Here is a 22,993-nt window from a genome sequence, read left to right on the forward strand (position 1 = left end):
CCCCCACCTCCCTCCCCCACCCAACCAAGGCGAGAGGGACGCGCTGCGGGAGGGGCGGTGGAGGGGGTGGCTGCGGAGAGGGGCGTGACGGGTGATTTTCAGACTGCCAACGGCGCCCAACCCCCACCCACAGAGTCGGCAGTCTGAAAATCACCCAGCCCCCGGAGCGGCCACCCCCGGAACCGCCCCCGCCCCCCCCCCCCCCCCCGGCCCCCCCCCCCGCGCGGGCCCCCCCCCGGGGGGGGGGGGGGGGGGGGGGGGGGGGGGGGGGGGGGGGGGGGGGGGGGGGGGGGCGGGGGGGGGGGGGGGGGGGGGGGGGGGGGGGGGGGGGCGGCCCCGCCCCCCCCGCCGCAATCCCTTTCCCCGGGGCCCCCGCCCCCGCCCCCCTCCCACCCTCCCTCCACCTCCCCCACCCCTACCCCCTGCCCACCCCACCTCGTGGAGGGAAGAGGAGAGCGGGGGTCACGGGGGCGGGGCGCGGGGCCTGCGGGTGGAGTGACCGGAGGCGGAGTGGCCGGCGCGGGCGCCGTGGTCAGACTGGGGGTGCACGGCGACGGCAAGGGTGGACGGGGAATCGCCGGTCACGGCGATATCCCCCACTCGGTCGGTGCGCAGGACGGTGGCGCCCAACGCACGCAGCCGATCGACCGTACGAGGCGACGGGTGCCCGTACGGGTTGCCCTCGCCGCAGGAGATCAGGGCGAGCCGGGGCCGTAGGGCACCGGTCAGGTCCCAGTCCTGGTGGGCCGAGCCGTGGTGTGCCACCTTCAGGACGTCGACCCGGCCGAGGCGGCCCAACAGGGCGGACTGGGCAGGCGGTTCGAGGTCCCCGAGCAGCGCCATCCGCAGACCTCCGGCCAGCGTCACCAGCAGGGCCACACTCGCGTTGTTCGCACCTGGCGCCTCGACGGCCGCCCCGGGATCGGGCCACACCACGTCCCAGGACAACTCCGCGCCGGCCGAACGCCGTTCACCACGGCCCGCACGCAGCAGCGACACACCGGCCCCTGCCGCCCAGGCCGTCACCCGGGCCGCCTCGCCCGGCGGGTCATCCAGCGCCGTGCCCTCGACAGCACCCACCTGGCGCCCGCGCAACACCCCTGGCACGCCTTCGACATGGTCCGCATGGAAGTGCGTCAACAGCAGCAGCGGGACCGTCGTGATGCCGAGTTCGCGCAGGCACCGGTCGGCCGCTTCGGGATCCGGCCCGGTGTCGATCACCACCGCGCTGTCCGGCGCATCGGTCGCAAGGGCCAACATGTCTCCCTGTCCGACATCGCACATCGCCAGCCGCCACCCCGGCGGTGGCCAGCCCGTGGCGATCCGGGCGAGCTGCGGCGGGCGCAGCAGTACGGCCAGCAGCACCACCAGCAGGGCGCCCGTCACCAGGGCCCGGGCCCAGCGGCGCCGGGGGCGGGCATGCCGGCCCGTCTCCGGCCGCCGGGGCAGCAGCAGGGGCGCCGCCCAACAGGCGGCCAGGGTCGCCAGGGCGACCGTCACCACGCCGAACCAGCCTCCGGGCCAGGCCAGTTGGCCGCCGGGCAGTTCGGCCCCGCGCCGTCCGACGAAGGCGAGCCAGCTGGCCGGCAACCCCGCCGGCTCGGCCAACAGCCGGGCCAGGGACGGGGAGAACGGCTGCAGGACGAGCACCCCGAAGCCGAGCAGCGTCGCCGGGGCCACCGCCAGCTCGGCCAACAGGTTGCACGGGACCGCGACCAGGCTGATGTGCCCGGACAGCACCACCGTCACCGGCGCGCACAACGCCTGCGCGGCCGCCGTCGCCGCCAGCGCGCCCGCCAGATGGTGCGGCCAGCGCCGGGCGCGCAGGGACTCGGCCCAGTGCGGCCCGAGGACGAGCAGCCCGGCAGTGGCGAGCACCGAGAGCAGGAAGCCGAAGGAGCGGGACAGGAACGGGTCCAGCAGGACGAGGACCAGAACGGCCCCGGCGAGCGCCGGTACGGCCTGGCGGGGCCGGCCGGTGGCCAGGGCCAGCATGCCGATCAGTCCCGTCCCCGCCGCCCGCAGCACACTGGGCTCGGGCCGGCAGACGGTCACGAAGGCCAGCGTCAGCCCCGTGCCGAACAGGGCACTGGTGCGCAGCGAAAGCCCCAACAGCGGTGCCAGTCCCCGCCGTTCCGGAGTGCCCGCCTGGCCGGGGGCGCCGAGCAGCACGCCGAGGACGATCGCCAGGTTGGCCCCGCTGACCGCCACCAGGTGCACCAGGTCGGTGGCCCGGAAGGCGTCCACCAGGTCGTCGGGCAGCCGCGAGGTGTCGCCGACGACCAGCCCGGGGAGCAGACCCCGCGCGTCCGGCGGGAGTCCGTCGCTGGCCGTGCGCAGGCCCTCGCGCAGCCGGCCGGCGATCCGCTGCGGCAGGCTCGGCGGCGCGAGCTGCCGGGGCGGCCCGTGGACGGCCAGCAGCGCCGCGGACTCGGTGTCGTAGCCCTCTCCCGCCGGACGCACCTCGGCCTCGACAGCAAGCCGCTCCGACGGGAGAAGCCGCAGCCACGGCTCGCTCTCCGGCCCGCGGACCATGACGGTCACCGGGGTGTGCGTCCGGGTGGACCGCCCGTCCGGGAGGAGGGTGGCGCGGTCGGCCACGGCCTTGAGGGTGAGGAGGGTCTGCCCGCCGGTGGTGCCGCCCCGGGAGGTGTGGACCTTCGGGTCCCCCACGACGGTCAGCTCCACCTCCACCGCAGGGGCGGGCGTGCCCGGGGAGCGCGGCGGCGCGTGCTCGGCCGAGCGGGCGAGCTCCGGCAGCGGCCCGCGGTGCAGGTCGGCGGTGTGCAGCGGGGTCGCGACCGCGGCCGCCGCGCCGGTGAGCAGGACGGCCGCCAGCGCCACCGTGGCCCCGCGCCGGCGCAGGAGGCCCGGCCGGGTGAGCAGCAGCACGGCCGCGAGCACCGCGACGCCCGCCAGCGAGAAGAGCAGCACCTCGGACCCCGGCCCGAGGGGCAGCAGCACCGCCGTGACCAGCCAGGCCGAGACGGCGGGCAGCAACAGTCGGAAGTCGGCACCCGAGGAGCGGGTGCGCGGGAGCGGCGCGGTGGTGGCGGACATGACGACACCTCCCTTCGGGGGTCGGCGAGAGGGGACAGAACGGCTGTCAGAGGGTGAGGAGCGGGCGGAGTTCCGCGAACGTACGGGCGCCGATGCCGCTGACCTGCCGGAGCTGGTCGATCGAGCGGAACGACCCGTGCGAGGCGCGGTAGGCGAGGATGCGCTGAGCGAGGGTCGGGCCGACGCCGGGCAGGGCGTCGAGCTGTTCGAGGGTGGCGCGGTTGAGGCTGACGGGTGGTCGGGGCGTGCCGGCCCCGGGAAGTCCGCCGGCGCCTCCGGGCACCTGGACGGGAACCGGAGCCGGTGCCTGCTCGCCGACCAGGATCTGCTCACCGTCCGTCAGGACGCGGGCCAGGTTGAGGCCCCGGGTGTCCGTCTCCGGCAGCGGGCCGCCAGCCGCCCGCAGGGCGTCTGCCACCCGCGATCCGCCGGGCAGGGTGTGCAGGCCCGGCAGGTGGACCCGGCCACCGATGTCGATGACGACGGCGGGCCCGACGCCCGGCCCCCCCGAGGAAGCCTCGGGGGGACCGGCCCCGCTGCCGGGCGTGGCATCGGCGGCGGGCGAGCCCGACTCCGGCAGCGCAGAGGCTGCCACCAGCGCCGGAACGGCCACGGCCTCCGGCCTGGTCAGCCAGAAGTGCTGCACGGCGTAGCCCACCGCGAAGAGCAGCAGGATGGCCAGCCCGGCCACCGCGCGTCGGTCGAGCGCCAGCACCGAGGCGAGCCGCAGCCGCGCCCCGGCGCCCGGCGCGTCGGGGACGTCAACTGCCCCCGGAGGCAGCGCCACCGGCTTCCCCGCCGCCGCAGAAGCCACCGGAGACGGAGCAGCGGAGGGCAAGGACTCCGCGGGCGTAGAAGACGGAGAAGACGGAGAAGACTGCGAAAGCAGGGAAGGCGGGGAAGGCGGGGAAGACCGAGCAACAGGCGCGGCAGCACCACCCACCGGCTCGTCATCCGTCGGCAGCAGCGCCGCCATCCGCAGCCGCACCGTCTCGTTGATCGCTTGGCGCTTCGCCGCGCCCAGGCCCATGGTCGTCATGGCGAGGACGCTAGAAGCCGTCCGGCGAGCGCGCAGAAATTACCGAAAGCCTGTGGATAACCCGGGGGTTGTGGATAAAAACGTCACTCACACGAGTAGGTGACCTATGCCCGGGTTGACCGACCCACCCCGATCCGGCGCAACCACCGCCCAGCCGCCGCCACCGCCTCAGCGCGGCGCGACCACCACCGCGAGCAGCCCCGGCCCGACGTGCGCGCCGATCACCGCCCCGACCTCGCCCACGTACAGGTCCCGCAACCCCGGCACCCGTGCCCGCAGCCGCTCCGCGAGCGGCTCGGCCCGTTCCTCGGCCGCCAGGTGGTGGACGGTGATGTCCACCTCGCCCTCCCCCGACCGCTCGACCGCGATCTCCTCCAGCCGCGCGATCGCCCGCGACGCCGTCCGCACCTTCTCCAGCGGTTCGATCCGCCCGCCGTCCAGGTGCAGCAGGGGCTTGACCGCCAGCGCCGACCCGAGCAGCGCCCGCGCCGCCCCGATCCGCCCGCCCCGGCGCAGGTGCTCCAGGGTGTCCACGTAGAAGAAACCGCTGGTCCCGGCCGCCCGCCGGGTGGCCGCCTCGGCCGCTTCCGGCAGGCCCCGGCCGGCCGCGATCGCCTCGGCCGCCGCCAGCACCCCGTACCCGAGGGCCATGCCGACCAGCCGGCTGTCCACCACCCGCACCGGTACGGGCGCCTCGGCGGCCGCCAGTCGGGCGGCCTCGACCGTGCCGGACAGCTCACCGGAGATGTGCACCGACACGATCCCCGTAGCCCCGGCCTCGGCTGCCGCCCGGTAGGTGGCGGCGAAGGTCTCGGGGTTGGGCCGGGAGGTGGTCACCCGCTGTTTGGCGCGCAGCGCCTCGGCGACGTCCTTCGGGGAGATCTCGACGCCCTCGCACAGGACCGAGTCACCGACCGCGACGCTCAGCGGGACCACCGTGATCCCGTGCCGGTCGAGGGCCTCCTGCGGCAGATAGGCCGTGGAATCGGTGACAAGCGCGAGGTCGGAGGGCATGAGGCGGAGATTACTCCCCGTTCGTCCGGGAAGACAGCGTCCGTCCCCGCGCTCCGCCGGAGGCCCCGGCACCACCGCGGCTCAGCCCGCAGAGGGGCCCGCCGAGGTTCCCGTCGACGGCTTCCGCAGCCGCTGCGCGAGCTTCGCCAGCGGGTCGGCCAGCCCGAGCAGGTCCTCCGCGCTCGGCCGCCCCTTCCCGTCCGTCAGCCCGGCCCGAACCGCCCCGCCACCGGACGAACCAGCCGCACCGCCCGCACCTGCCGAACCGGCCCCAAGACCGGCCCCAGAACCGGCCGCAGCGCCGGAAGCAGACCCGGAAGCAGACCCGGCACCCCCGCCCCCCACCGTGTCCCAGTGCCGCAGCGCCCCGGCTTCACTCTCGCACTCCTGGCTCAGCCGGCTCAGCTCGTCGTCCGCGAACCGGTGCATCCGGTCCTGCGCCGCCCACCGCATGGTCTCCGCCGCGTGGGTGATCCGCTCCGCCCGCTCCCGCAGTTCCGGCAGCTTGGCCGCGATCCGCGCGGTGTCCGGTTCCCGTTCCAGGACCCGCAGTTCGCCGTCCAGCTCGACCGCGTGAGCGTCGAGCCGGGTCAGCAGCGCGAGGGACTCGCCGAGCTGGCTGTCCTGCGCCAGTCCGCCCTCCAGCACCTGCCGGGTGCCGTCGAGCGAGGTCCGCAGCTTGAGCCGGACGGTGGCGATCTGCGCGGGCGGGCCGACCTTGGTGTACGTCTTCGCCTTGAGGGTGGCGGTCTCGACGGCGCGCCGGGCGTTGGCCTCGTGCTTCTCGACCTTCGCGGCGACGGTCTTGGCGGCCTTGACCGTACCGACCACCGCCAGTACGAGCGTCGCGATCCCGAAGAGCAGGACCAAGCCGATCATCACGCCGAACACGTCCATCGCGCGCCACCTTCCGCCACCGTTCCGGCCCCCACCGGGCCCAACGCGGGCCGCAATGCCGAGGGTTCCACGGTAGCCGCCGCACCGGGCCCGAGGCGGCCCGAACGGGCCCGGCGGCCGGAGATCAGGGACAGATCGGGGATCTCCCCGAGGGCCCGGCCCCCACCGCCCGGACGGCCCGGAAGACGCACCGGGCGGGTGCCCCGGAGGACACCCGCCCGATCGATCACGCACTCACGAAGCCACGAACTACGAACTACGAACTACGAACTACGAACAGCCGGAACAGCACGAACAGCACGAACAGCTCCGACCTCACCCGGTCACGATGTTGACCAGCTTCGGCGCCCGCGCGATCACCTTCCGCACCGCCGCGTCACCGATCGCCGCGACCACCGCCGGGTCCGCCAGCGCCAGCGCCTCCAGCTCGGCGTCCGTGATGCCGGGCGCGACCTCCAGCCGGGCCTTGACCTTGCCCTTGATCTGCACCACGCAGGTCACCGTCTCGTCGACCACGTACGCCGGGTTGGCGACCGGGTAGTCGGCGTGCGCCAGCGACTCGCCGTGGCCCAGTCGGCGCCACAGCTCCTCGGCGATGTGCGGGGCCAGCGGCGCGACCATCAGCACCAGCTGCTCGGCCACCGCCCGCGGCGTGGAGCCGCGCTTGACCAGGAAGTTGTTCAGCTCGATCGCCTTGGCGACGGCCGTGTTGAAGCGCAGCCCGGCCATGTCGCCGCGGATGCCGTCGATGGCCTTGTGCAGGGCGCGCAGGGTCGCCTCGTCCGGCTCCTCCTCCGTGACGACCAGCTCGCCGGTGCCCTCCGACACGACGTTGCGCCACAGCCGCTGCAGGAAGCGGTACGACCCGACGACGGCCCGGGTGTCCCACGGGCGGGAGACGTCCAGCGGGCCCATCGACATCTCGTACAGGCGCAGCGTGTCCGCGCCGTACTCGTCGGCGATGTCGTCCGGGGCGACGGCGTTCTTCAGGGACTTGCCCATCTTCCCGGCCTCGCGCTTGACCGGCTCGCCCTGCCAGAAGTACTTGCCGTCGCGCTCCTCGACCTCGGCGGCGGGCACCGGGAAGCCGCGCTCGTCGCGGTAGACGTCCGCGGTGATCATGCCCTGGTTGAACAGCTTGTGGAACGGCTCGACGGAGGAGACGTGGCCCAGGTCGTGCAGCACCTTGTGCCAGAAGCGCGCGTACAGCAGGTGCAGCACGGCGTGCTCGGCGCCGCCGACGTACAGGTCGGCGCCGCCGCCCGGCTTGGCCTCGGTCGGGCCCAGCCAGTAGCCCTCGTTGGCCGGGTCCACCACGGCCTCGGTGTTCGTCGGGTCGACGTAGCGCAGGTCGTACCAGCACGAACCCGCCCAGTTGGGCATGGTGTTGGTCTCGCGGCGGTACCGCTTGACGCCGTCGCCCAGGTCCAGTTCGACGTTGACCCAGTCCTCGTTGCGCGACAGCGGGGTCTCCGGCGAGGAGGCGGAGTCGTACGCGTCGTAGGTGCGCGGCGAGTAGTCGTCGACCTCGGGGACCTCGACCGGCAGCATCGACTCGGGCAGCGCGTGCATCACGCCGTCCTCGTCGTAGACGATCGGGAAGGGCTCGCCCCAGTACCGCTGGCGGCTGAACAGCCAGTCGCGCAGGCGGTAGTTGACGGTGCCCTCGCCGATGCCGCGCTCGGCCAGCCACGCGGTGACGTGGGCCTTGGCGTCGACGACGCTCAGCCCGTCCAGGGACAGATCGCCCTGCTCCCGCGCGGAGTTGACGATGACGGAGTCGTAGGTGTCGAAGGCGTCGTCCCACTGCGCCGGGTCCGAGCCGCGCCCGTCGGTCGGCTCGACGACGCAGCGCATCGGCAGCGCGAAGGCGCGCGCGAAGGCGAAGTCGCGGTGGTCGTGGGCGGGGACGGCCATGATCGCGCCGGTGCCGTAGCCCATCAGCACGTAGTCGGCGATGAACACCGGGACGGGCTCGCCGCTGACCGGGTTGACGGCGTAGGCGCCGGTGAAGACGCCGGTCTTGACCTTGGCCTCGACCTGGCGCTCGACGTCCGACTTGGCGGCGGCCGCGGCACGGTAGCCGGCGACGGCCTCGGCGGGGGTGGCGGCGCCGCCGGTCCACTCGGCGGGCACGCCCTCGGGCCAGGCGGCGGGGACGATCGAGTCGACCAGGCCGTGCTCGGGCGCCAGCACCATGTAGGTGGCGCCGAACAGGGTGTCGGGCCGGGTGGTGAAGACGGTGATCTTCTGGTCACCGGGGGCGGCGAAGTCCACCCGGGCGCCCTCGGAGCGCCCGATCCAGTTGCGCTGCTGCAGCTTGATGGCCTCGGGCCAGTCCAGCAGGTCCAGGTCGGAGATCAGGCGGTCGGAGTACGCGGTGATGCGCATCATCCACTGGCGCAGGTTGGACTTGAACACCGGGAAGTTGCCGCGCTCGGAGCGGCCGTCCGCGGTGACCTCCTCGTTGGCCAGCACGGTACCCAGGCCCGGGCACCAGTTGACCGGCACCTCCTTGGCGTACGCCAGGCGGTACTCGCCCAGCACCTCGTCGCGCTCGGCGGCGGACAGCGCGGCCCAGGCGCGACCGCCCGGCACCTCTCGCGAGCCGGCCTCGAACTGGGCGACCAGCTCGGCGATCGGACGGGCCTTGCCGGCCGCCTCGTCGTACCAGGAGTTGAAGATCTGCAGGAAGATCCACTGCGTCCAGCGGTAGTAGTTCGGGTCGATCGTGGAGATCGAGCGGCGCGGGTCGTGGCCCAGGCCCAGCCGGCGCAGCTGCTGGCGCATGTTGGCGATGTTGGCCTCGGTGGAGACCCGCGGGTGGGTGCCGGTCTGCACCGCGTACTGCTCGGCGGGCAGGCCGAAGGCGTCGTAGCCCAGCGTGTGCAGCACGTTGTGGCCGGTCATCCGCTGGTAGCGGGCGAAGACGTCGGTGGCGATGTAGCCCAGCGGGTGGCCGACGTGCAGGCCCGCGCCCGAGGGGTACGGGAACATGTCCATGATGAAGCTGTGCGGCTTCGCGGCGACGTCACCGGCGGACGGGTCGGCCAGCTCACCGGTGGGGTTGGGGGCGTGGAAGGTGCCCTCCTTCTCCCAGATGTCCTGCCAGCGGGACTCGATCTCCGCCGCCAGCGCGGCGCTGTACCGGAACGGCTCGGTCGCGGTCTCGGCCGCGCCGGACGCAGGGGTCGTCTCGCTCATGGTCCTTCAAGCTCCATCGGTGTCAGTTGGCGAACCGCGCGACGCGGCCGACCGTGGACCCGTCCCACGACGGCGGGCGGGGGCGGAAAACAAAAAATCCCCTCGCAGGAGGGGACGCCACGCCGACTCCGGCACCGCCCGAGGGCGCAGCCGGTCCTGGTCAGCGCGGCCGGCTAAGGAGCAGGCGCACGGTTCGCATGGGCTCAGGGTACCGCAAGCAGGTCAGGGCACTCCTGGCCGTCCCACCCGGCGCACCGCGCCCCGACCGCGCATCCGCCACCGGACCGGACCGGGCCCCTCACCGCGCCGCCGCCCGCCCCGCCGCGTCGAAGTCCCGCAGCGCTCTGGCCAGCCGCTCCGACTGCATCCCCGCCGCCAGCGCCCGCGCCAGCCCCGCCGTCCGGGCGGCCTCCCGCTGGTCGCCGAGGCGTCGGTGGGCCTCGGCGAGGCGGACCATCAGCATCGCCTTGGCGCGGGCCCGCCCCGGTCCGAGCCCGGCGACGGCCTCGGCGAGCAGCCCCTTGGCCATCCGGTGCTGGCCGAGCGCCAGCCGCCCCTCTCCCACCATCCCGGCGAGGTCGGCGCGGGCCTCCTCGGTGCCGGGCACGCCGTCGAGTTCGGCGAAGGCCCGGGCGGCGGCCGCCTCGGCCTGCTCGGCCTCGCCGCGGCGGCCGTGGGCCCGGGCGATCCGGCCGAGCTGGCGGGCCCGGCCGGTGGGGCTGAGCGTGGGGCCGTGGGCGTCCAGGGCGGTGCGCAGCGCGGTGACGGCGTCCAGGCCGCGCCCGCCGGTGCCCTGGGTGGCGAGGACCACCAGTGCGCCGAGCCCGGCGACGCCGAGCCGGGGGTCACCGCTGACGTGGGCGGCGCGCAGCGCGGCGACGAAGGCCCGCTGGGCGGCCGCGTCGTGGCCGAGGTCGTACGCGGCCCAGCCGGCCAGCCGGGCGAGCCTGCTGGCGGTGCCGTACAGCTCGCGGCCGAGCCGTTCGTCGTACGCGCCGAGTTCCAACAGCTTGGCCAGCATGGCGAGTTCGGCCCGGGTGGGGCCGAGGACGAGGCCGCCGCCGCAGGAGCGTTCGAGGCGCTGCTTGCTGCGGTAGGACAGGCCGAGTTCGCCGGCCAGCGAGGGGTCGACGCGCAGCGCGCCCTCGCCGCCGCCGACCGGTGGCGGCGGTGAGGAGAGCCGTTCGGCGGCGTGGTCGAGGTCGGCGCTGCGGAACAGGTCGGTGAGGCGGACCGGTCCGGCGTCGGTGGCGGCCTCGCGCAGCGCGGTCTGGGCGGTGTCGGCGGTCCACGGGTCGGTGAGCAGCCGGGGCGAGAGGATCTTGGCGCCGCGGTGGCCGCCCATCCGGCCCCAGAGCTGCTCGTAGGTGACGGCGATGCCGAGGGTGCGGCTGAGCACCTCACAGACGGTCTGGTCGTGCGGGCTGCGCGGCACCATGCCGCGGTCGCGCCACTTGTACGGGGCGGTGGAGCTGATCGCCAGGCCCGGCGGCAGGGCGAGGCTCACCTCACGGGCGAGCCGTTCCGGACTCCAGCCGAGCTGGTGCAGTATCCGGGCCAGCTCCTCGTTCCGCCTTCGCTGCAGATCGGCCATGGCACGACGGTAGCGGTCTTTGCGGCCCGCCCGCCGATGGCATGCACACAACGGCGAAGAGCCGCCCCCCGTACCGGGAGGCGGCTCTCAATCACTGTGGAGCTATGGGGAATTGAACCCCAGACCTCTTGCATGCCATGCAAGCGCTCTACCAACTGAGCTATAGCCCCTTGACCTGCGATGTCACCGGGTTTCCCGTCGTTTCCGTCCGGTTTCCCTCGGCGACATCGACTACTTTACACGGTCCGGGGCGTGCTCCTGAAATCCGTTTCCCGAGGCAGCCGAGGCAGCTGAGCCAGCCAGGCAGCCAGGCAGCCAGGCAGCCAGGGCAACGCGGCCGACCGGGGACCGCGCCCGGCCGGCACCCCGGTCGGCCCGGTCAGCCCACCACCCGCCGGCTGCGCTCGGCGAAGCCCGCCCCGACGAGCACCATCACCGCGTTGACCGCCAGGGTGAGCAGCAGCGCGTGCCCCGAGTCGGCGGCCGGCGCCGGCAGGTCCACCTGCCCGAGGAACACCGAGCCGAGCACCGCGACCCCGATCACCTGCCCGAGCTGGAGGACGGTCACCGTCACCCCGCTGGCATCGGCCGCGTCCTCGGGCGCCACCCCCGCGAGCGCCCGGGCGAACAGCGGCGCGTACGCGAAGCCCGCGGCCAGGCCGAGTGCGGCCGTCTCCACCAGCACCACCGCCCCGATCCCGGCGCCGCCGCCGAGCAGCACCCCCAGCAGCAGGTAGCCGCCCCCGAGCAGCACCCCGGCGACCGACGGCAGCATCCCGTGCAGCCGGCCCGGCAGCCGGTGCCAGCGCAGGCTGGACAGGCCGAAGCCGATCGCGACGGGCGCCGAGCAGAGTCCGGCCCGCAGCGCGCTGTGGCCGAGGGCCGCCTGCTGGTGCAGGGCGAAGGCGAACATGAAGCCCGCGTAGGCCGCCATGATCGTGAACAGTCCGGCCGCCGCCGGGCGCAGCCCGGGCGCGCGCAGCACCCGCCCGGGGATCAGCGGCTGCCCGCCGCGCCGGGCGACACCGCGCTCGACGACCGTGAACAGGCCGAACAGCAGCACGCTGCCCGCGATCATCGCCCAGCCCCAGACCGGCCAGCCGAGCTCGTTGCCGAGCACCAGCGGCACCACCAGCAGGCCGAGCGCCGCGCCCAGCACCACCAGGCCGGGGACGTCGAAGCCGCGCGAGGCGTCGCCGGGCAGCCGCGGCAGCAGCCGGGCGCCCGCCGCCAGCAGCACCAGCCCGATCGGCACGTTGACCAGGAACACCGGCCGCCACCCGGTGCCGAACAGGTCGGCGCTGACCAGCACCCCGCCGAGCACCTGCCCGAACGCGACGCCGACGGCCAGCACCGCCGAGTAGAGGCCGATCGCCCGGGTGCGGGCGGCGCCGGTGAAGGTGCGCTGCAGCAGGCTCATCACCTGCGGCACCATCAGCGCCGCGCCCGCGCCCTGGAGCAGCCGGAAGGCGATCAGCCAGCCGGTGGTCGGGGCGAGGCCGCAGGCCAGCGAGGTGGCGGTGAAGGCGGCCAGGCCCAGCTGGAACAGCCGGCTGAAGCCGTACCGGGCGCCGAGCCGGGCGCCGGTGATCAGCAGGACCGCGTAGGCGATGGTGTAGCCGGCGATCACGAGTTGCAGGGCGGCGCCGGAGGCGCCCAGGTCGGTGCGGATCGTGGGTACCGCGACGTTGACGATGGAGGCGTCGAGCACGGCCATGAACTGCCCGCACAGGACGAGCGCGAGGAGAAGCCCGGGGCGTACGGTTGGCGCCCCGGCGGTGCCTCCGGCCACGCCGGGCCGGATCTGAAGGTCCGTCATGGCCACCAGCCTGGGGCCGGTCCGGTACTGGTGGTTAGAGCCTGCTGATCCTGGTACTGGCAGCACCTGTATCGCCCGGGCGCGCTGCGGCACGATGGACGCCATGACCGTCCTGGAGGAACTCCCCACCGCGGCGGGCGACCGCGAGCGCCGTCGGACCGAGCTGGCCCACTTCCTGAAGGCCTGCCGGGCGCGGGTCACCCCCGAGGACGTCGGCCTGCCGACCGGGCTGCGCCGCCGTACGCCGGGGCTGCGGCGCGAGGAGGTCGCGCAGCTCGCCGGGGTCGGGGTCACCTGGTACACGTGGCTGGAGCAGGGGCGGCCGATCAACGCGAGCGAGCAGGTGCTGCTGGCGGTGTCCCGGGCGCTGCGGCTGGACGGCACCGAGCGCCAGCACCTGTTCCGGCTGGCCGGGATGTCGCCCTCGCCGCTCGCCCAGCCGGCCCCGCCGGAGCTGAGTCCGTCGATCCAGGTGATCCTGGACTCGCTCGCCCCGCTGCCGGCGGCGGTCTCCAACACCCGGTTCGACGTGCTGAGCTTCAACCGGCCGTACGGGTCGCTGTTCGACACCGAGCGGATGCGCCCGTCCCACGGGGTCTTCTTCAACAGCCTCTGGTGCATGCTGACCGCGCCGACGTGCTGCAACCCGTGCGAGAACCCGGAGGTGACCCTGCCGCGGATGGTGGCGGTGCTGCGCTCCGCGTACGGCAAGCACGTCGGCGAACCGGTCTGGGAGGAGCATGTGCAGCGGCTGTCGGCCCGCAGCGAGGTGTTCCGGGAGCTGTGGGCCCGCCAGGAGGTGTCGCCGCCGCACACCCTGCTGCGGATCTTCCGCCACCCGGAGCTCGGTGTGGTGCGGCTGAACGCCACCTACCTGACGATGCCGGGCGTCCCGGAGTGCTACATCGTCGTGTACGTCCCGGAGAACCCGCAGGACCGGGAGCTGGTCGAGCGGCTCAACTCCCTGCCGCCGGGCGGCTGGACCCACACCTGCGCGCCGTGAGGTGCCCGGGGAAGGCCGAGAGGCCGCCACCCACCGGGTGACGGCCTCTCGAACTGCTGTGGAGCTATGGGGAATTGAACCCCAGACCTCTTGCATGCCATGCAAGCGCTCTACCAACTGAGCTATAGCCCCGCGACACGGACGACCGTGGCCCCGGAATTCCAACTGGCCACGACCGCCGATGCGGAGTGGAGCTATGGGGAATTGAACCCCAGACCTCTTGCATGCCATGCAAGCGCTCTACCAACTGAGCTATAGCCCCGCACTCACCGGATCTCCCGCTTCCCTTCCGGGCCGCGTTCCTTCCCTGCGAACGAGGAAGACTCTAGCTGGTCAGGCCCGGAACTGCGAAATCCGCCCCTTCCGGGCCCCCGCGAAGCCCCCGTCACCGAGTGCCGTCAGGTGTCGTCGCCGATGACCGGCTGCGGGAGCGTGCCCGCGTTGTGCTCCAGCAGTCGCCAGCCGCGCGCCCCCTTGCCGAGCACCGACCAGCAGCAGTTGGACAGCCCGCCGAAGCACTCCCACAGGGGCGCCTCCAGGCCCAGCAGCCGCCCGAGCATGGTCCGGATGGTGCCGCCGTGGCTGACCACGACCAGCGTGCCGTTCTCCGGCAGCTTGGCGACGGCTTCCAGCACCACCGGCACCGAGCGGTCGGCGACCTCGGTGGACAGCTCGCCGCCGCCGCGCCGCACCGGCTCCCCGGCCGCCCAGGCCGCGTACTCCTCCGGGTGGCGCTCACGGATCTCGGCGTTGGTCAGACCCTGCCAGGAGCCCGCGTACGTCTCCCGCAGGCCCTCGTGGTGCTGCACGTCCAGCCCGGTGACCGCGGCCAGCTCCTCGGCGGTGCGCCGGGCGCGCTTGAGGTCCGAGGAGATCAGCAGGTCGGGGTGCAGGCCGGAGAGCAGCCGGGCCGCCCGCTGGGCCTGCACGACGCCCTGGCCGGTCAGCTCGATGTCCGTGGTGCCCTGGAACCGCGATTCGAGGTTCCAGGACGTCTGGCCGTGCCGCCAGAAGACGATGCGCGGGCCCCGCGCGTCCCTGCTCAGTGCAGGTCCTCGGGCTTGCCGAAGTCGTCGGCCGGGGCGACGGCGTTGCCGGCCTCGTCGGTGATGGCGTCGGGGCGGTTGCGCGACTCCATGGCGTCCGCGGGCAGCGGCAGCTCGGGGCAGTCCTTCCAGAGCCGGTCCAGCGAGTAGAAGGAGCGCTCCTCGGAGTGCTGGACGTGCACGACGATGTCCAGGTAGTCGAGCAGGATCCAGCGGCCCTCGCGCTCGCCCTCGCGGCGCACCGGCTTGATGTCCAGCTGCTCGCGCAGCTGGTCCTCGATCTCCTCGGCGATCGAGCGGACCTGGCGGTCGTTGTTCGCGGAGGCGATCAGGAAGGCGTCGGTGATCGACAGCACCTCGCTGACGTCGAAGGCGATGATGTTGTGCGCGAGCTTGTCGGCCGCCGCCTGCGCGGCGACGGTGATGAGCTGCTGGCTGTGGTCGGTGACGGTCACGTTGTTCTTCCGGCTCGGCGGCTTGGGGCGGCCCCGGCGCACGGCCGGGGTCGCCTTCCAGGATCTCACGCCGCCCCTGCGGCCTCGGAACGCATTTCCGGGCCGCGGGGGCGGGCGGGGCCGAACCGGGTGCCGGCCGGGGGCCCCGGCCCCCGGTGACCGGCCGACCGGCTACTGGTTCTTCGGCGGCTGGTAGTCCTTGCCGAGCACGACCACCAGGTCCGCGTTCTGGGCGTCGCCGACCTTCTTCACCGCCGTGTCCGGCAGCCCCAGGCTGGCCGCCAGGGACTTCGCCGCGGCCTGCCGGGCGTCGTCGGTGTAGCGGATCTCACTGGTGGCCTGCGGCGCGGTCTTGGCGCCACCCGGGATGAACGTCAGGCCCGAGTTGACGATCTGGACCTGCGCGGCGGCGCCGGCCGCGTCGTTGCCGGAGGCGTCCTGCAACGAGACCCGGGTGGGGGCGTCACCGGCCGCCGCGGACTTCACGGTGCCGCCGAGCACGTCCTTGACCTGCTTGCCCGCGGTCGCCTCGTCGAGGGTGCCGTCCGGCTTGACGGTCAGCGCGGTGGTGCTGAAGTGGCCGTCCTTGGCCTGCTGGGCGAGCTGGGCGAGCACCCCGGCCAGGGCGTCCTCGGGCAGCGAGGGGTCGAGTACCGCGTTCATCCGGTGCACGTCGTCCTTGGCGTCCTTGAACTCGGTCGGCATGGTGCGCACCACCGCGTCCATCACCTGCCCGAACCGGGCCAGCTGGGCGTCCCGGTTCTCACCGGGCGCCTGCAGGGTGGCGTACGCGACCGCGGCCTTGCCGCTGAGCAGGGTGTTCTTGCCCGCCGGGGACAACTCCTTGCCGTCCGGCTTGCCGCCCTCGTAGGTCGCGGCGTTGGTGTCCACCCGGACGCCGCCGAGCTGGGAGACCAGCAGTTCCAGGTACGGGGTGTCCAGCCGCCAGGTGCCGGCCACCGGGGCGCCCAGCACGGTGGACAGGCCGTCGCGGGTCGCCGAGGCGCCGATCGCGTCCATGGCCTGGCCGACGGTGGTCACCGGCGGATCGGCCGGGCCGGGCAGCCGCAGCACGTCGGGCAGCAGCAGCACCGTGCCCTTGTGCCCGGAGGCGTCGTCGACCAGCAGCGCGCTGGACACCTTGCCCTGCAGGTCGCGCAGGTGGACGACGTTGACCTGCCGCCCGCCGGCCGCGGCGGCCGCAGTCGGCTTGTCCCCGGTGAACCACAGGTAGCCGCCGACGCCGCCGGCCGCGAGCGCCAGCACCACACCGAGACCGACCAGCCGGTTCTTCAGCTTGCGGCGCCGCTCGGCGCGCACCTCGCTGCGGGACTCGGCGAACTTCAGCCAGTCGATGACGTCCTCGGTCTCCTCCGCCTCCTCGTCGACGAAGGTGAACTCGCCCGTGGTGTAACCGTCCTTGGGCGCGCGGCCGCCGGCCTTGCCGGACCGGGCCCCGGCGACCTGCTCGGAGCGCGCCTCGGGCTCGGCCGGGGCAGTCTCGGCGGCCGGCCGGGGCGCACGGCGGCGCGGTGGCGGCACGGCGGCGGGAGCCGCGGGAGCGGGCGCCTCGGGCACGACGGGCGGCTCGGGCTGCGGCTCGGCGACCACCGGGGCCACCGGGGCGGCCGGCGCGGCCTGGTACGGCTGCTGGTACCCCTGGTACCCCTGCTGCTGGTAGCCGCCGTACGGGTCCTGGACGTACACCGGCTGCCCGTACTGGTCGTACGGCTCGTACTGCTCGTGCTGCTGCCCGTACGACTGCTGCTGCGGGATCTGCCCGGTCTGCTGGCCCTGCTGGTAGCCCTGGGCGTGCTGGTAGCCCTGGCCCTGCTGGTAGCCCTGGTCCTGCTGGTACCCCTGGGCCTGGCCGCCGTAGGAGCCCTGCCCGTACACCGGCTGCCCGTACTGGTCGTACTGCTGCTCGTACGCCTGCTGATACTCGTGGCCCTGGCCCTGGTACGGCTGCTGGTACTGCCCGGTGGACCACTCCTCCGGCTGCTGCCGGCCGTTGCGATCGCTCACGCCCGCTCCTGGCTCAGGTCCCGTGCGGCGCGTACAGCGCCCGCTTGTCGATGTAGCGGACCACGCCGTCCGGGACGAGGTACCAGACCGGCTCGCCCTTGGCGACCCGGTTGCGGCAGTCCGTGGAGGAGATGGCCAGCGCCGGGACCTCCATCAGGGAGACCCCGCCCACCGGAAGCCCGGCGTCCGACAGAGTGTGCCCCGGCCGGGTGCATCCGATGAAGTGGGCCAGCGAGAAGAGTTCGTCGGAGTCGTGCCAGGACAGGATCTGGGCGAGCGCGTCGGCGCCCGTGATGAAGAAGAGGTCCGCGTCCGGGTGCAGGGCGTGCAGGTCGCGCAGGGTGTCGACGGTGTACGTCGGGCCCTGGCGGTCGATGTCGATCCGGCTCACCGAGAACTGCGGGTTCTCCGCGGTGGCGATGACCGTCATCAGGTAGCGGTCCTCGGCGGGGGTGACGTGGCGGTCGCTCTTCTGCCAGGGCTCCCCGGTCGGGACGAAGATCACCTCGTCCAGGTGGAACGCGCTCGCCACCTCACTGGCGGCGACCAGGTGGCCGTGGTGGATCGGGTCGAAGGTGCCGCCCATCACGCCGAGGCGCTTCTTCACCGGTTCCGGTCCGCCGGGATTCCCGGCCTGCTCTCCCATGCCGCCACACCTTACGCGACGCCCGTCACGGTGCGGGAACGCCCGTGCGGGGGTGGCCCGCTGATGCGTGAGGGAGCGGCCGGCCCACTGGCCGGACGCTCCCCGAGCGGTCCGTGGTCCCGGCTCAGCGGTCCCGGTTGAAGCGGGTGACGATGAAGAGCAGGAGCATCAGGATGAACAGCGCGGAGCCACCCGTCAGCAGCGGGTTCAGGCTGTCGTGGTTTCCCCCCTCGCCCTCGGCGAGCAGGTTCAGAACGGGGAGTGCGGCAGCAGTGCTCATGGTCGGCGGGACCTTCTCGGCTCGGTGAACGGACCTGGGGGTTGTTCCGGGCCGGTGAGGGCCCACCCGTCATCGTACGGGGGGTTACACGGCAACCGCTCGGCGGCCCACCGCCGCTGACCGGGCGTGAGCCTTGGGCGTCGAACGGCGGGTTTACTGGCCGCGGAAGGCGCGGGCCATGATCCAGACCAGCAGGCCGATCCCGACGAAGGACGCGATCACGATGATCCGCAGGAACAGCCCCGGGCCGGGCTCGTCGGAGATGGGTGCGGCCAGGCTGACCAGCGCTTCGGTGGACATCTGAGGGGCTCCTCGAACTGCTCGGTACCGCGGCCGGGTCCGGTCCCGGTTCTCCAGGTCATTCAGGGTAAACCGGCCTCACACCGGCGCCGCCCACCGGCCCCGGCGCCGCGCCCCGGCCCGCGCGTACGCTGACTCCGGGGACGAGTACGCAACCACGGACGTTGCACAGGCAGTCGTTGCAGACGAGCCGTCGCAGACGAAGACCAGCGGGGGGCCGGCCACTGCGCCGGGGCCGCCGTCGACAGGAGGCACTCACACCATGACCGACACGACCGCGAAGGCCCCGAGCCGGCGCCGCCAGCGCTTCCCCGAGATCTCCACCCGGGCCTGGGAACACCCCGCGGACCGCTCGGCGCTGGTCGCCCTGCGCAAGCTGTCCGGCTTCGACGACATCCTGAAGAAGCTCGCCGGCCTGGTCTCCGAGCGCTCGATCCGGCTGATGTTCCTGGCCACCGCCGTGAAGACCTCCGAGCGCCAGTTCCCCGAGCTGTACGACATGGTCCGCGACGCCGCCTACGTGCTCGACCTGGAGCAGGTCCCGGACCTGTACGTCACCCAGGACCCGGCGGTCAACGCGTTCACCATCGGCATCGACACCCCGATCATCGTGATCACCAGCGGCCTGGTCGAGCTGCTGGACGAGGAGGAGCTGCGCTCCGTCATCGGCCACGAGGTCGGCCACGCGATGTCCGGCCACGCCGTCTACCGGACGATGCTGATGATCCTCACCAACATCGCCACCCGGATCGCCTGGGTGCCGCTCGGAAACCTGGCGATCATGGCCGTCATCACCGCGCTCAAGGAGTGGTTCCGCAAGGCCGAACTATCCAGCGACCGGGCCGGCCTGCTCGCCGGGCAGGACCTCCAGGCGTCCATGCGGGCCCTGATGAAGCTGGCCGGCGGGCACAACCTGGCCGAGATGAACGTCGACGCCTTCCTGGAGCAGGCCGAGGAGTACGAGAAGGCCGGCGACCTGCGCGACGGCGTGCTCAAGCTGCTCCAACTGCTGCCGCAGACCCACCCGTTCGCGGTGGTCCGGGTCGCCCAGCTGAAGAAGTGGGCAGAGAGCGACGAGTACCGCTCGATCACGGCCGGCGCCTACCCGCGCCGCACGGACGACCGGGACACCTCGGTCGGCGAGCAGTGGAAGGCCGCCGCCGAGCACTACACGACCTCGGTCAAGGAGAGCAAGGACCCGCTGATGGGCCTGCTGCGGGACGTGGCCGGCGGCGCCGCGACCGTCGGCGGCAAGCTGCGCGACACCTTCACCGGCGGCGGCCGCGGCACCTCCCCCGCGGACCACGGCTCCTCGGAGCGCACCGACGGCTGAGCCCCACGGGCCGGACGGCCGGTGGCCTCGCCCGGGGCACCGGCCGTCCGGCCGCGGCGGACCGCTCAGCTCCCCGTCAGCACCCCGCACACCTGCCAGGCCGGCCGCGCGTGGTTGCCCGGGTCCACCGCCGGCGGCGGCGCCACCACGGTGCCCTGCGCGGTGGCCAGCACCGGCTGCAGGAAGCCCGCCATCGAGGCCGTGCACGGCTCCGGCCCGGCCTGCACCACCGAGTCCACCAGCCGCAGCTGCGCCGAGGCCAGGTCCACCCGGTCGAACTGGAAGGTCAGCTCGCGCCGCACGGTCTCCAGGGTGACGGGCGACCCGGCCTGGGCACCGGCCGGCTTCAGCGCGTAGACGAAGGTGTGGTCGGTGGTGATCTGCAGCGTGCCGCTGTCCGCCTCGTCGACCCGCATCGCGCCGACCACCTTCACGGTGCCGGAGGCCAGCGCGGCCTGCGCCGGGTCGAAGCGGACGATCCAGCCGGTCACCGCGTGGTGCCGGTCGTCCGCCGGCTGGCTGACGGAGGCGTCGAACTGGGCCTGCTCACCGGGCGTGACGAAGGTCCGCACGTCGGTGGTGGCGCCCTGGACCAGTGCCGCCGGCGTCAATGAGGAGGCCACCAGATAGCGCTGCACGGTGTCCAGCGCCTTGGTCACCTCGACCTTGCTGAAGTGCTCGGTGGCGGCCCCGGCCGGGGTGTTCAGCCCGGCCGTCCCGTCGCCGTACCCGGGCGGCAGCGCGGCGAACGGATCCGCCGGGTCGGCCACCGGGTGGACGGCCGAAGCCGGGCTCAACGCCACCAGACTGACGGTCAGTTGGCTGCCCTCGGGCCGTTCCGGGATACCCTTGGGCGAGTTCACCCCGAAGTACACCGCGGCCCCGAAGGCCAGCAGGATGAGCAGCAGCAGGGCGAGCGCCTGGCGCGGCACCGTCCCCAGCGGCCCGAGCCGCACCCGCGCCCGGGTGGCCCTGCCGAAGGAGCCCGCGAGCCGCTCCCGGGCGGACAGCTCCTGGATCCGGGCAGCCCGGACGAACGATTCGTCGAAGACGACGGACCGGAACTCGTCCTCGTTGCCGGAACCGCCCTCGGGCGTACCCTCAGGAGGCTCGCGCGGGTCACCCATGACACCAGGGTAGGCGGACGGCAGCCCCGCCACGAGGGCCCTCGGGCAGATTGCCCGGAACGCTCCGTGACCACCCGCCCCGGGCGTACGCCCCCGTCCCGCTCAGCCCGCGCGCGCCGTGACCACCGGCGACGGCTCGGCCGGCGCGGACCGCGGGTCCGTCCCCGGGCTGCTGCTGCCGGACTCCGGGCGCCGGGGCGCGCCGGAGGAGGAGCCCACGCCCTGGTAGATCGCCGCGACCGCCACCGCCACCAGGCTCACGCCCATGATCACGGCCAGTACCCAGGCCACCGGCCGGTGCCAGCGCTGCTGGGCGACGTACCGCCCGCGGGCGCGCACCGGGTCGTAGCGCCGCCCCCAGCGCCGGCCCCGGCGGCCGGTCGCCCGGCCCGGGCCCGACCAGGGATCGGGGTACAGGTGGTCCTCGTCGAGTCCGCTCGGGTACGGGCGCAGCTCCAGCGGCAGCCCGTCCCCGGCCGGAACGTCATAGCTCCAGCCCGGTCCCGCGGTGTCCGGCTCGAACCGCGCCTCGGCGGCGGCGAGCTGCCGCTCCTTGGCCGTCGGCTCGTGCACGGCGGCGGACCGGACGAAGGCCTCATCGAAGACCACGGTGGCGAACTCGTCGTCCGCACCACCGTGGTCGGCGCCGTCGGGGTACGGCAAGCCCCCCACATCCTCAGCCACGGATTCAGCGTATTACCGGCCGGGCGATTTGTCTGTGGCTCCCGGCAGTTGGTCCGTCACACGTGTGACGGCCGCCCCGCCCGCCGCCGTCAGCCGGCGTCCGCGCCCCCGCCGACGGTCTGCTTCGCCTCGCCGCGGACATGCCCGTCACCAGTGACGATGTACTTGGTGCTGGTCAGCTCCGGCAGGCCCATCGGGCCGCGGGCGTGCAGCTTCTGGGTGGAGATGCCGATCTCCGCGCCGAAGCCGAACTCACCGCCGTCGGTGAACCGGGTGGAGGCGTTGACGGCCACCGTGGTCGAGTCCACCAGCTGCGTGAAGCGGCGGGCGGCGGCCTGCGAGGTGGTCACGATCGCCTCGGTGTGGCCGGAGGACCAGCGGCGGATGTGCTCCACCGCGGCGTCCAGCGAGGGCACCACGGCCGCGGCCAGGTCGTACGACAGGTACTCGGCGCCCCAGTCCTCGTCGGTGGCCGGCACCGCGGTGGCGCCGCTGCCCTCGGCGGCCTTGAGCACCGCCTCGTCGCCGTGCACCGTCACCCCGGCCTCGGCCAGGGCGGCCAGCGCGAGCGGCAGGAAGGCGTCCGCGACGTCCTGGTGCACCAGCAGCGTCTCGGCGGAGTTGCAGACGCTGACCCGCTGCGCCTTGGAGTTCAGCAGGATGCCGACGGCCATCGCCAGGTCGGTCTGCGCGTCCACGTACACGTGGCAGTTGCCGGTGCCGGTCTCGATCACCGGGACGGTCGAGCCCTCGACCACGGTGCGGATCAGCGAGGCCCCGCCGCGCGGGATCAGCACGTCGACGTAGCCGCGGGCGCGCATCAGCTCCTGCACCGATTCCCGGCTCTCCCCCGGGACGAGCTGGATCACGTCGGCCGGCAGTCCGGCCGCCTCGACGGCGTCCCGCAGGACGGCGACCAGCGCGGTGTTGGAGCGGTAGGCCGAGGCGGAGCCGCGCAGCAGCACCGCGTTGCCGGACTTCAGGCAGAGCGCCGCGGCGTCCACCGTGACGTTCGGCCGGGCCTCGTAGATGATGCCGACCACGCCGAGCGGCACCCGCACCTGGCGCACGTCCAAGCCGTTCGGCAGGGTGTAGCCGCGCACCACCTCGCCGACCGGGTCGGCCAGGCCGGCCACGTCGCGCACGTCGGAGGCGATCGCGGCGATCCGCTCATCGGTCAGGCTCAGCCGGTCGATCACCGACTCGGCCGTCCCCGCCTCGCGGGCCCGGGCCACGTCCTCGGCGTTGGCCGCGACGATCTCGGCGCTGCGGGCGACCAGCGCGTCCGCGATCGCCAGCAGCGCGGCGTCCTTGGCCCGGCGCGGCAGCGGGGCGAGCGCGGCGGCGGCCTCCCGGGCTCGGCGCGCTACGGCGAGGACGGGGCTGTCGGCGGTGGCGAGGTCGCTGGTCATGCCGCCAAGGGTAGCGACTGACCCCGCGCGGCCGGTCGGTGTTTCGACATCCGAA

The 22,993-nt window shown here is 73.9% G+C and carries 18 protein-coding genes and 3 tRNA genes; 2 read left to right on the forward strand and 19 right to left on the reverse strand.

All coding sequences use genetic code 11. The annotated features are described in order from the left end of the window. Positions 1-462: 462 nt before the first annotated feature. From ACIG5E_RS26155 to ACIG5E_RS26190, 8 genes are all read right to left on the reverse strand, one after another. Positions 463-3,060, reverse strand: a complete 2,598-nt coding sequence (locus tag ACIG5E_RS26155; protein ID WP_396537256.1) for a ComEC/Rec2 family competence protein — start codon at positions 3,058-3,060, stop codon at positions 463-465. Between the two features lie 46 nt (positions 3,061-3,106). Beyond that, positions 3,107-3,847, reverse strand: coding sequence for a helix-hairpin-helix domain-containing protein (locus ACIG5E_RS26160; protein WP_396537258.1), 741 nt, complete (start codon positions 3,845-3,847; stop codon positions 3,107-3,109). Positions 3,848-4,267: 420 nt separating this feature from the next. Further along, positions 4,268-5,113: a DegV family protein gene (locus ACIG5E_RS26165; protein ID WP_396537260.1), complete on the reverse strand. Its 846-nt coding sequence runs from the start codon at positions 5,111-5,113 to the stop codon at positions 4,268-4,270. Between the two features lie 81 nt (positions 5,114-5,194). Next, entirely contained in the window at positions 5,195-6,010 is an 816-nt protein-coding gene (locus ACIG5E_RS26170; RefSeq protein WP_396537262.1) for a hypothetical protein, read from the reverse strand. Positions 6,011-6,325: 315 nt separating this feature from the next. Beyond that, positions 6,326-9,214 carry a leucine--tRNA ligase gene (leuS, locus tag ACIG5E_RS26175; RefSeq protein WP_396537264.1) on the reverse strand — a complete coding sequence of 963 codons (2,889 nt, stop codon included), beginning with the start codon at positions 9,212-9,214 and terminating at the stop codon, positions 6,326-6,328. Positions 9,215-9,512: 298 nt separating this feature from the next. After that, a complete protein-coding gene (locus ACIG5E_RS26180) occupies positions 9,513-10,808 on the reverse strand; it encodes a hypothetical protein (protein WP_396537266.1) in 1,296 nt (431 codons plus the stop codon). A 97-nt stretch (positions 10,809-10,905) separates the two neighbouring features. Beyond that, positions 10,906-10,978: transfer RNA gene (locus ACIG5E_RS26185), tRNA-Ala, on the reverse strand. Between the two features lie 209 nt (positions 10,979-11,187). Next, the gene (locus ACIG5E_RS26190; RefSeq protein ID WP_396537268.1) at positions 11,188-12,627 is read right to left on the reverse strand and encodes an MFS transporter; all 1,440 of its coding nucleotides are present in this window, start codon (positions 12,625-12,627) and stop codon (positions 11,188-11,190) included. Between the two features lie 103 nt (positions 12,628-12,730). On the opposite strand from ACIG5E_RS26190, the gene ACIG5E_RS26195 reads away from it, so the two are divergent. Further along, positions 12,731-13,630, forward strand: a complete 900-nt coding sequence (locus ACIG5E_RS26195; RefSeq protein ID WP_396537270.1) for a helix-turn-helix transcriptional regulator — start codon at positions 12,731-12,733, stop codon at positions 13,628-13,630. Between the two features lie 59 nt (positions 13,631-13,689). On the opposite strand, the gene ACIG5E_RS26200 is transcribed toward ACIG5E_RS26195, so the two are convergent. From ACIG5E_RS26200 to ACIG5E_RS26235, 8 genes are all read right to left on the reverse strand, one after another. Further along, a tRNA-Ala gene (locus ACIG5E_RS26200) sits at positions 13,690-13,762 on the reverse strand. Positions 13,763-13,819: 57 nt separating this feature from the next. Then, positions 13,820-13,892, reverse strand: a tRNA-Ala gene (locus ACIG5E_RS26205). Between the two features lie 136 nt (positions 13,893-14,028). Further along, positions 14,029-14,676 (reverse strand): histidine phosphatase family protein, encoded by a 648-nt coding sequence (locus ACIG5E_RS26210; protein ID WP_396537393.1) that lies wholly within the window; start codon positions 14,674-14,676, stop codon positions 14,029-14,031. Further along, the gene (gene rsfS / locus ACIG5E_RS26215; protein ID WP_396537395.1) at positions 14,673-15,131 is read right to left on the reverse strand and encodes a ribosome silencing factor; all 459 of its coding nucleotides are present in this window, start codon (positions 15,129-15,131) and stop codon (positions 14,673-14,675) included. The genes ACIG5E_RS26210 and rsfS overlap by 4 nt, the downstream gene beginning before the upstream one ends. Before the next feature lie 171 nt (positions 15,132-15,302). After that, positions 15,303-17,156: an LCP family protein gene (locus ACIG5E_RS26220; RefSeq protein ID WP_396537272.1), complete on the reverse strand. Its 1,854-nt coding sequence runs from the start codon at positions 17,154-17,156 to the stop codon at positions 15,303-15,305. Positions 17,157-17,169: 13 nt separating this feature from the next. Continuing rightward, positions 17,170-17,802, reverse strand: a complete 633-nt coding sequence (nadD, locus tag ACIG5E_RS26225; protein ID WP_380414033.1) for a nicotinate-nucleotide adenylyltransferase — start codon at positions 17,800-17,802, stop codon at positions 17,170-17,172. A gap of 124 nt (positions 17,803-17,926) precedes the next feature. Next, entirely contained in the window at positions 17,927-18,082 is a 156-nt protein-coding gene (locus tag ACIG5E_RS26230) for a hypothetical protein (protein ID WP_167344932.1), read from the reverse strand. 153 nt (positions 18,083-18,235) lie between these two features. After that, positions 18,236-18,382: a hypothetical protein gene (locus tag ACIG5E_RS26235; protein ID WP_363435494.1), complete on the reverse strand. Its 147-nt coding sequence runs from the start codon at positions 18,380-18,382 to the stop codon at positions 18,236-18,238. Positions 18,383-18,644: 262 nt separating this feature from the next. Here ACIG5E_RS26235 and ACIG5E_RS26240 point away from each other — a divergent pair, with 262 nt between their 5' ends. Further along, the gene (locus ACIG5E_RS26240; RefSeq protein ID WP_396537275.1) at positions 18,645-19,715 is read left to right on the forward strand and encodes a M48 family metallopeptidase; all 1,071 of its coding nucleotides are present in this window, start codon (positions 18,645-18,647) and stop codon (positions 19,713-19,715) included. Positions 19,716-19,780: 65 nt separating this feature from the next. On the opposite strand, the gene ACIG5E_RS26245 is transcribed toward ACIG5E_RS26240, so the two are convergent. The 3 genes from ACIG5E_RS26245 to ACIG5E_RS26255 form a co-directional block, all read right to left on the reverse strand. Beyond that, a complete protein-coding gene (locus ACIG5E_RS26245) occupies positions 19,781-20,842 on the reverse strand; it encodes a hypothetical protein (RefSeq protein ID WP_396537277.1) in 1,062 nt (353 codons plus the stop codon). Between the two features lie 102 nt (positions 20,843-20,944). Then, entirely contained in the window at positions 20,945-21,526 is a 582-nt protein-coding gene (locus ACIG5E_RS26250) for a hypothetical protein (protein ID WP_396537279.1), read from the reverse strand. 89 nt (positions 21,527-21,615) lie between these two features. Then, positions 21,616-22,938, reverse strand: coding sequence for a glutamate-5-semialdehyde dehydrogenase (locus ACIG5E_RS26255; protein ID WP_396537281.1), 1,323 nt, complete (start codon positions 22,936-22,938; stop codon positions 21,616-21,618). Between the last annotated feature and the right edge of the window lie 55 nt (positions 22,939-22,993).

Source organism: Kitasatospora sp. NPDC053057, assembly GCF_044546945.1.
Classification (GTDB): domain Bacteria; phylum Actinomycetota; class Actinomycetes; order Streptomycetales; family Streptomycetaceae; genus Kitasatospora.